Below are 7,552 nucleotides of genomic sequence, written 5' to 3'. Positions count from 1 at the left end.
ACTTCAACCACTTGCGCTTTCGATCTCTCGTCAGCGGGAGGCGAATTCTACAGCGTTACTCGCTGCTGTCAACACCTCTTTTTCAACTCCCTTTCGGCTTCGATGACCTGAAGTAACCTGCTGCCGAAAACTGCGTAACTCATTGTTTACCAAGGAGTTTTCCGTTTCGACTGCGCCGGAAGTGGGGCGAATTATAGACACCTGAGATCTGCCGTCAAGCACTGATTTGGTTTTTCTATCAGAAGGAACAAATTACCTACCTATATATAGACGCGCCCGCAGTGATTGCGCAGTATATTGCCCAATACCAAAAACAGTAGGACGATGCCACTCAATGAATGATCAGCCTCGCAGCCTTGCCTCGACCTTGTTTTCGGTGGGTCTGCTATTAATAGCCATGGCATCGATCCAGTCCGGAGCATCCCTGGCCAAAAGCATGTTCCCTGTCATCGGCGCCCAGGGGACAACAACCCTGCGCCTGATTTTTGCCAGCGTGATCATGCTGTTATTGCTGCGTCCATGGCGAGCGAAGCTCACAGCCAAGTCCCTGCGCACCGTCATCGTCTACGGCATGGCGCTCGGTGGCATGAACTTCCTCTTCTATATGTCCTTGCGCACAGTCCCCCTGGGGATTGCGGTGGCACTGGAATTCACCGGGCCATTGGCCGTTGCCATTTACGCCTCACGCCGGGCAATCGACTTTCTCTGGATAGCCCTGGCGGCTGTCGGATTGCTGCTGCTGATACCGACCGGTGCAACAACCGCGAGTATCGACCTGCCAGGCGCCGGGTACGCATTGGGCGCCGGGGTCTGCTGGGCGCTGTACATCCTATTCGGTCAAAAGGCCGGTTCCGATAACGGCGTACAGACTGCTGCACTGGGCGTGATGATTGCCGCCCTGTTCGTGGCGCCCATCGGAATCGTTCATGCGGGTGCCGCACTGCTGACGCCGTCCCTGATCCCGATCGCCATCGGTGTCGCCATCCTGTCAACCGCCCTACCCTACACACTGGAGATGGTCGCACTCACGCGCATGCCGGCCAGGACCTTTGGCACATTGATGAGCATTGAACCCGCATTCGGTGCGCTGTCAGGCTTGCTGTTCCTTCATGAATTCCTCTCCCTGTCACAATGGATGGCTATCCTGTGCATCATTCTGGCTTCCGTCGGCGCCACCATGACCATGGGCAGCGCCTCAAAGCCCGCCGTTGCGGCGGATTAATGCAAGATTTGACGAGGTGCTGGTATTTACCGCTCATTTAGGCCATGTTTAGGTCCGCAACCTAGTGTAAGCCATGGATTTTTCAGGATAGGGATATCAGAACGCTTCAAACGTAAGCGAATTCTGCCAGACCGGGCGTCAGATCCGGAAATGCACCAAGGAAAGCAATGAAACGAATTTTGATACTGATCGCCGTACTGGCAGTTGCGGGCTGTGCGGCAACGTCGAAAACGCAGACGAAACACGGCAAGAAAGGGCTGCACATCAACTGTTCCGGACTGTCATCCTCTTGGGACAAGTGCTACGCCAACGCTACCAACTCGTGTGCCCCTAAGGGATACAAAGTCATCGCCAAGTCAGGGGATGCCGTGGAAGAACCCGGCGATTATCCGTTTGGCCTCAACCCCGCGGGCTATACCAGCCGCAGCATGATCGTCATTTGCAAATAAATTGATACCTCGCCGTCAGTTTCCAGTACCGCTAATCTGACGGCCGATCTCATCGTAACTGGACTTCAGTACCCGACGCTGAAGCTCTGGCGTGGCAAGCATCCGCGCCACTACCAACGCACCGATGCATTGCGACAGGATCGCCCAGGCCAGGCTGTCGCTCTCCAGCACCTGCGCCCAACTCTCCTGAAGTCGACAAATCCAGTGCTCCGCCTGCTGTCGAATCATCACGTCGGAACGGGCAATTTCGGCGCCCAATGCCGGCAATGCACAACCAGTTTCCGGATGATCCACATGGGACATGCTGAGGTAGCGCTTCAAGCAGCGCTCAAGCTTGTCGCGATCCTGATCGGCCCCCAATCGTTCAAGACTCTGGCGCAATTCACGTTCGACAATTGAAGCGAACAACTCATCCTTTGACGAAAAGTGGCTGTAAAAAGCGCCACCACTCAATCCGATCGCTTTCATCAGGCCGTCGACACCCACCGTGGAAAAACCGGCCTTCTTGGCAGACACCGCACTGCTTTGCAGCAATTTCTCCTTGGTTTCCAGCTTGTGATTGGCCGAGTAACGCATTGCCCTTTCCTCTGGGTTGATCATCTTGACGCTAACCGAATCGTAGCATAACGTTCGTTTAGTTAACGATCGTTTACTAAAGGGATCTACCCATGAATAACAAGAAGGTCGTACTCGTTGTTGGTGCAGGTGATGCCACCGGTGGCGCCATTGCCAAACGCTTTGCACAGGAAGGGTTTGTCGCCTGCGTTACCCGCCGTAGCGCGGATAAGCTGCAACCCTTGGTAGATACCATCCGCGCCAGCGGTGGCGACGCCTATGGTTTCGCTTGCGATGCCCGCAAGGAAGAAGACGTGGTGGCACTGGTCGAGCAGATCGAAAACGAAATTGGCCCAATTGAAGCGTTCGTGTTCAACATCGGCGCCAACGTCCCCTGCAGCATTCTCGAAGAAACTGCCCGCAAGTATTTCAAGATCTGGGAAATGGCCTGTTTCTCAGGGTTCCTCAACGGCCGTGAAGTGGCCAAGCGAATGGCCAAGCGACAACGGGGCACGATTCTGTTTACCGGTGCCACTGCCGGTATGCGCGGTGCCGCCGGCTTTGCCGCATTCGCGGGGGCCAAGCATGGGATCCGTGCGCTGGCGCAAAGCATGGCCCGCGAACTCGGGCCTATGAATATCCACGTCGCGCACATCATCGTCGACGGCGCCATCGATACCGATTTCATCCGCGACAACTTCCCCGAAAAATACGCCACCAAGGATCAGGACGGCATTCTCAACCCTGAGCACATTGCCGAGAACTACTGGTACCTGCACAGCCAGCCCCGCGACGCCTGGACCTTCGAGTTGGACCTGCGTCCCTGGAGCGAACGCTGGTAAGCCCCCCCTACAACAATAATCAGAGTGAATCGACCATGAGCAAAACCGTGGAGTTCCTGTTTGACCTGGGCAGCCCCGCCACCTACCTGGCATACACCCAGCTGCCCAAGATCTGTGAGCAAACCGACAGCCAGTTGATCTACATCCCGATCCTGCTTGGCGGCGTGTTTAAAGCCACCGGCAACGCTTCGCCCGCGACCATTGCGGCCAAGGGTCGCTACATGTTTCAGGACCTCGACCGCTACGCCAGACGCTACGATGTGCCACTGAAGTTCAACCCGCATTTCCCGATCAACACCCTGATGCTCATGCGCGCGGTCACCGGCATGCAGTTGCGCCATCCCGAGCGCTTTGCCGCATTCATCGATTGCCTGTTCAAAGCGCTGTGGGTTGAAGGCCGCAGCCTCGATGAACCGGCAACTGTGGTGGCTGTGCTAACCCTGAATGGTTTCGATCCCAACGAAGTGCTGGCCCTGACGACAGATGAGGAAGTCAAAGCCGCGCTCAAGGCCAACACCGAGAAAGCGGTCCAGCGCGGTGTATTCGGCGCACCGAGCATGTTTGTCGATGGTCAGTTGTTCTTCGGCCAGGACCGTCTGGAATTCGTCCGCGAAGCCCTGGTTTAAACCTCGATGACCAACCGCCCCTGTGCCGCCCCCGACAGGAGCAGCCCATGGGCGGCCTCGGCGGTTTGCAAAGTGAACCGCCGTGGATCGAGCATCGGTGTGAGCCTGCCCGCCTCGATCAAGCTTGCCGCCTCGCGCAAAATTTCACCGTGATGCTCACGTCCATGCCCCGTCAGCAGCGGCAACAAGGTGAAGACACCGGAATAAGTCGCCCCGCGAAATGAAAGTGGCGCGAGACTGTGCTGGCCCCAGCCCAGGCAACTCACCACATGACCGTGATACATCCGCACAGCCTTGAATGACGCATCCAGTGTTTCACCACCCACCGTGTCATAGACGATATCGAATCCCTCCCCGGCCGTGTACTCAGTTACATAACCCTCGACCGACGACTCGCGATAATCGATAAAGGTCGCCCCCACCCCCTCTATCAGCCTTTGCTGCCGCGCAGACCCCGTAGCAAACACCTCGGCACCGAATGCACGGGCGATTTGTACGGCGACATGCCCCACTCCACCCGCCCCGCCGTGAATCAACACTTTCTGACCCGCCCGGACCCGAGCATGGTCGACCAATCCTTCCCACGCCGTGATCAGTACCAACGGCAACGCTGCAGCTTCACGCATGCTCAAATTGCCCGGTTTACGCGCCAGCAGCCGCGTATCGACCGCCACGTACTCGGCCAGTGAACCCTGGAACCCGCCAATCCCTGTTGCCATGGCGTAAACCTCATCGCCCGGCTCCCAGCCAAATACGCCCTCCCCCAAGGCTTCGACCGTTCCCGCCAGATCCATGCCCAACACCGCCGGTAACGGCTGACGTGCATGAGCGGCCTGGCCTGAGCGGATTTTCCCATCCAGCGGATTCACCCCGCTGGCGGCAACCCGCACCAGCACCTGCCCCGCTCCAGGTATCGGTCGCTGAATGGAAGCCAAGCGTAGCGGTGCATTAGCCGAGTCAACAATCAGCGCGCGCATGTGCAGTGAGTCAGTCATTTCGCCTATTTCCGTCAGAAGTGGTTGTAGGATTGATCTTCCGTCAACCCACTCATGCCGATAAGACGCTATATCGCTATAGTAAGCATGCCTATTTGGCATAAATGAGAAACCCTGTGGACAAACTCAATGCAATGGCCATTTTCGTCCGGGTGGTCGAACGCGGCAGCTTTTCCGCCGTTGCCCGGGAGATGCAAACCAGCCAGCCGACCATCAGCAAAGTGCTGCGAGCGCTGGAGTCGGAACTCGGGGGCAAGCTGATAGCCCGCAGCACCCGACGGCTGTCCCTGACCGATGAAGGTCAGCGCTACTACACCGAATGCCGGCAAATCCTCGCAGCGGTGGACGCCGCCGAACACAGCTTCCAGTCCGGCCGGGAAGTCATCGCAGGGCCACTGAGAATCGGTTCCTCGGTCAGCTTCGGGCGCTTGCAGATTGCGCCGCGTCTGCCGGAGTTTCTCAGGCGTCATCCTGAAGTTCAGATCGACCTGCAACTGAGCGACCAGAACCAGGACCTGGTCAGCGAAGGCCTGGACGTCACGTTCAGGATTGGCACATTGAACGACAGTGGCTTGATCGCCCGCTATGTCGGCACCACCCACCGGGTGACGGTCGCAACCCCGGATTATCTGGTGCGACACGGTCAGCCCCGCACACCGCAGGAACTGAGCGGGCACAATTGCCTGCTGTTCAACCTGCTAAACAGTCCGAATCTATGGATTTATGAGAAAGGTGCCCAGCGCCACGAAGTACGGATCAAGGGCAATGCGCAAAGCAACAACTCCGAAGCGATTCGCGAGATGGTGCTGGGAGGATTGGGAATTGCGTTGTCGCCGGTATGGCTGTTCAGCGAGGATCTGAAAGCCGGGAGAGTGACCGCGATATTGCGGGAATACACTGCGCAATCACTGCCGATACATGCCGTGTCCCCGGCGAATCGTCGCCAATCCGCCAGGGTCAAAGCTTTTATCGATTACATGGCTCAGGCACTGGAAAACGCGCCTGAACTTCAGCCCATCAAATAGCCGCCGTACGCGTGTTCAGCCACTCCAGGGCCGCTCCGTCGAGCAACGGGCTCAGGCGCTCGCGCACTTCGGCATGGTAAGCGTTGAACCACTGCTTTTCCTCTTCGGTCAGCAGCGACGGTTCCAGGCAACGGGTGTCGATCGGGCACAGGGTCAGTGTTTCGAATTTCAGGAACTCGCCGAACTCGCTGGTTCCTGCTTCACGGTTCATTGCCAGGTTCTCGATGCGCACACCCCAGCGACCCGGACGGTAGGTGCCCGGTTCGATGGAAGTGATCATGCCCGGTTGCATCGCGGTTTGCGGCGCCGGCGCAGCTTGATAGGCGATGACTTGCGGGCCTTCGTGAACGTTGAGGAAGTAGCCCACACCGTGCCCGGTGCCGTGACCGTAATCGACGCTTTCGGCCCAGATCGGCGCGCGGGCGATGGCATCGAGCAGTGGCGACAGAATGCCTTTGGGGAACTGTGCGCGAGACAAGGCAATCACGCCTTTGAGCACGCGAGTGCAATCGCGCTTCTGCTCGGCCGTCGGTGTTCCCACCGGCACCATCCGCGTGATATCGGTCGTGCCGCCCAGGTACTGGCCACCGGAGTCGATCAGCAACAGGCCGTCACCTTCGATCACCGCGTGCTCTTCTTCGGTGGCGTGGTAATGCGGCATCGCGCCGTTGGCGTTGAACGCCGCGATAGTATTGAAGCTCAGCGACACGTAACCCGGACGACGTTCACGCGCAGCGGTGAGTTTTTCGTCGATGGTCAACTCGGTGATGCGCTCACGGCCCAGCGCCGAGTCGAGCCAGGTGAAAAACTCACAGAGCGCAGCGCCGTCCTGCTCCATGGCCTGACGAATGTGCTCGGCATCGGCCAGGCTCTTCTGCGACTTGGCCAGGGTCGTCGGGTTCAGGCCTTCGATCAGCTTGACGCCGCTGCTCAGGTTGTCCAGCAGACCGGCCGTTACGCGTGCCGGATCGACCAACAGACTCGCACTACTTGGCACCGCGTTCAGGGCAGCCGCCACTTCGCTGTAATCGCGCAGGGTCACGCCGTCCTGCTCAAGCACCGCACGCAACTGGGCATCGACCTTGCTCAAAGCCACGAACAAAGTGGCTTGCTGCTGGCTGATCAACGCAAAAGACACGAAGACCGGGTTGAACGACACATCGCCGCCACGCAGGTTGAACAGCCAGGCGATGTCATCGAGGGTGGCGATGAAATGCCAGTCGGCACCCTTTGCCCGCAAGGCTTCGCGCAGCTTGGCGAGTTTTTCGCCACGGCTGACGGTGGCCTGCGGTGGCAAGTGCTGATAGATCGGTTCGTTCGGCAGAATCGGGCGATCAGTCCAGACTTCGTTCAATAGATCGATGTCAGTGCGCAGGCGCGCGCCGCGATCTTCGAGTTTGCTGCCCAGGGTTCGCGCCGAGGCCACGGCCATCACCGCTCCATCGACCGCGACTACGCCGCCCTCAGGGGTTTGCTCGGCCAGCCAGTCCAAAGGACTCGGTTGGCCCGGTTGCAGCTTGACCAGTTCGATACCGCTGCCCTTGAGTTCCTTGGTCGCTTGTTCCCAATAACGGCTGTCGGCCCAGACACCGGCAAAATCCGGGGTGACGATCAGGGTGCCGACCGAACCATGGAAACCGGACAACCACTGGCGCCCTTGCCAGTAGCCCGGCAAGTATTCAGACAGGTGCGGGTCGGCCGACGGCACCAGAAGCGCGTGAATGCCCTCCCGGCTCATCAGCTCGCGGGTTTGCGCCAGGCGCTGGGGCACCGATCCATTGATCGAAGACTGCGTACTCATCGTGACTCCTGCTAACCACTTATCATTGTTTGTGTTG

General features: G+C 58.5%; 8 protein-coding genes. 5 read left to right on the top strand and 3 right to left on the bottom strand.

What is annotated here, in order from left to right; translation table 11 throughout:
- Positions 1-334 precede the first annotated feature (334 nt).
- Together rhtA and FFS64_RS23445 are read left to right on the top strand one after the other, a co-directional pair.
- Positions 335-1,222, top strand: coding sequence for a threonine/homoserine exporter RhtA (gene rhtA / locus FFS64_RS23450; protein ID WP_137807338.1), 888 nt, complete (start codon positions 335-337; stop codon positions 1,220-1,222).
- Positions 1,223-1,389: 167 nt separating this feature from the next.
- Positions 1,390-1,671, top strand: a complete 282-nt coding sequence (locus FFS64_RS23445) for a hypothetical protein (RefSeq protein WP_137807337.1) — start codon at positions 1,390-1,392, stop codon at positions 1,669-1,671.
- A 15-nt stretch (positions 1,672-1,686) separates the two neighbouring features.
- Here FFS64_RS23445 and FFS64_RS23440 read toward each other — a convergent pair whose 3' ends face one another.
- Positions 1,687-2,247, bottom strand: coding sequence for a TetR/AcrR family transcriptional regulator (locus FFS64_RS23440; RefSeq protein WP_137807336.1), 561 nt, complete (start codon positions 2,245-2,247; stop codon positions 1,687-1,689).
- A 92-nt stretch (positions 2,248-2,339) separates the two neighbouring features.
- On the opposite strand from FFS64_RS23440, the gene FFS64_RS23435 reads away from it, so the two are divergent.
- Together FFS64_RS23435 and FFS64_RS23430 are read left to right on the top strand one after the other, a co-directional pair.
- On the top strand, positions 2,340-3,068 hold the full coding sequence (locus FFS64_RS23435; RefSeq protein ID WP_137807335.1) for an SDR family oxidoreductase: 729 nt from the start codon (positions 2,340-2,342) through the stop codon (positions 3,066-3,068).
- A 35-nt stretch (positions 3,069-3,103) separates the two neighbouring features.
- On the top strand, positions 3,104-3,694 hold the full coding sequence (locus tag FFS64_RS23430; RefSeq protein ID WP_137807334.1) for a 2-hydroxychromene-2-carboxylate isomerase: 591 nt from the start codon (positions 3,104-3,106) through the stop codon (positions 3,692-3,694).
- Here the strand turns inward: FFS64_RS23430 and FFS64_RS23425 are convergent.
- The gene (locus FFS64_RS23425; protein WP_137807333.1) at positions 3,691-4,689 is read right to left on the bottom strand and encodes a zinc-dependent alcohol dehydrogenase family protein; all 999 of its coding nucleotides are present in this window, start codon (positions 4,687-4,689) and stop codon (positions 3,691-3,693) included. The genes FFS64_RS23430 and FFS64_RS23425 overlap by 4 nt on opposite strands.
- A 104-nt stretch (positions 4,690-4,793) precedes the next feature.
- Here FFS64_RS23425 and FFS64_RS23420 point away from each other — a divergent pair, with 104 nt between their 5' ends.
- On the top strand, positions 4,794-5,714 hold the full coding sequence (locus FFS64_RS23420) for a LysR family transcriptional regulator (protein ID WP_171017122.1): 921 nt from the start codon (positions 4,794-4,796) through the stop codon (positions 5,712-5,714).
- Here the strand turns inward: FFS64_RS23420 and FFS64_RS23415 are convergent.
- Positions 5,707-7,515: an aminopeptidase P family protein gene (locus tag FFS64_RS23415; RefSeq protein ID WP_137807331.1), complete on the bottom strand. Its 1,809-nt coding sequence runs from the start codon at positions 7,513-7,515 to the stop codon at positions 5,707-5,709. The genes FFS64_RS23420 and FFS64_RS23415 overlap by 8 nt on opposite strands.
- Positions 7,516-7,552: the final 37 nt, after the last annotated feature.

The organism is Pseudomonas sp. G(2018), assembly GCF_005502415.1.
GTDB lineage: Bacteria > Pseudomonadota > Gammaproteobacteria > Pseudomonadales > Pseudomonadaceae > Aquipseudomonas.
The sequence above is the reverse complement of the archived record's forward strand: the minus strand, read 5'-3'. Positions and strand labels throughout refer to the sequence as shown.

Excerpts from the sequence above, each read along its gene's own strand:
- FFS64_RS23435 (WP_137807335.1), top strand. The coding sequence starts at position 2,340 with ATGAATAACAAGAAGGTCGTACTCGTTGTTGGTGCAGGTGATGCCACC.
- FFS64_RS23445 (WP_137807337.1), top strand. The coding sequence starts at position 1,390 with ATGAAACGAATTTTGATACTGATCGCCGTACTGGCAGTTGCGGGCTGT.
- FFS64_RS23425 (WP_137807333.1), bottom strand. The coding sequence starts at position 4,689 with ATGACTGACTCACTGCACATGCGCGCGCTGATTGTTGACTCGGCTAAT.
- FFS64_RS23440 (WP_137807336.1), bottom strand. The coding sequence starts at position 2,247 with ATGCGTTACTCGGCCAATCACAAGCTGGAAACCAAGGAGAAATTGCTG.
- FFS64_RS23415 (WP_137807331.1), bottom strand. The coding sequence starts at position 7,515 with ATGAGTACGCAGTCTTCGATCAATGGATCGGTGCCCCAGCGCCTGGCG.
- FFS64_RS23430 (WP_137807334.1), top strand. The coding sequence starts at position 3,104 with ATGAGCAAAACCGTGGAGTTCCTGTTTGACCTGGGCAGCCCCGCCACC.
- rhtA (WP_137807338.1), top strand. The coding sequence starts at position 335 with ATGAATGATCAGCCTCGCAGCCTTGCCTCGACCTTGTTTTCGGTGGGT.
- FFS64_RS23420 (WP_171017122.1), top strand. The coding sequence starts at position 4,794 with ATGAGAAACCCTGTGGACAAACTCAATGCAATGGCCATTTTCGTCCGG.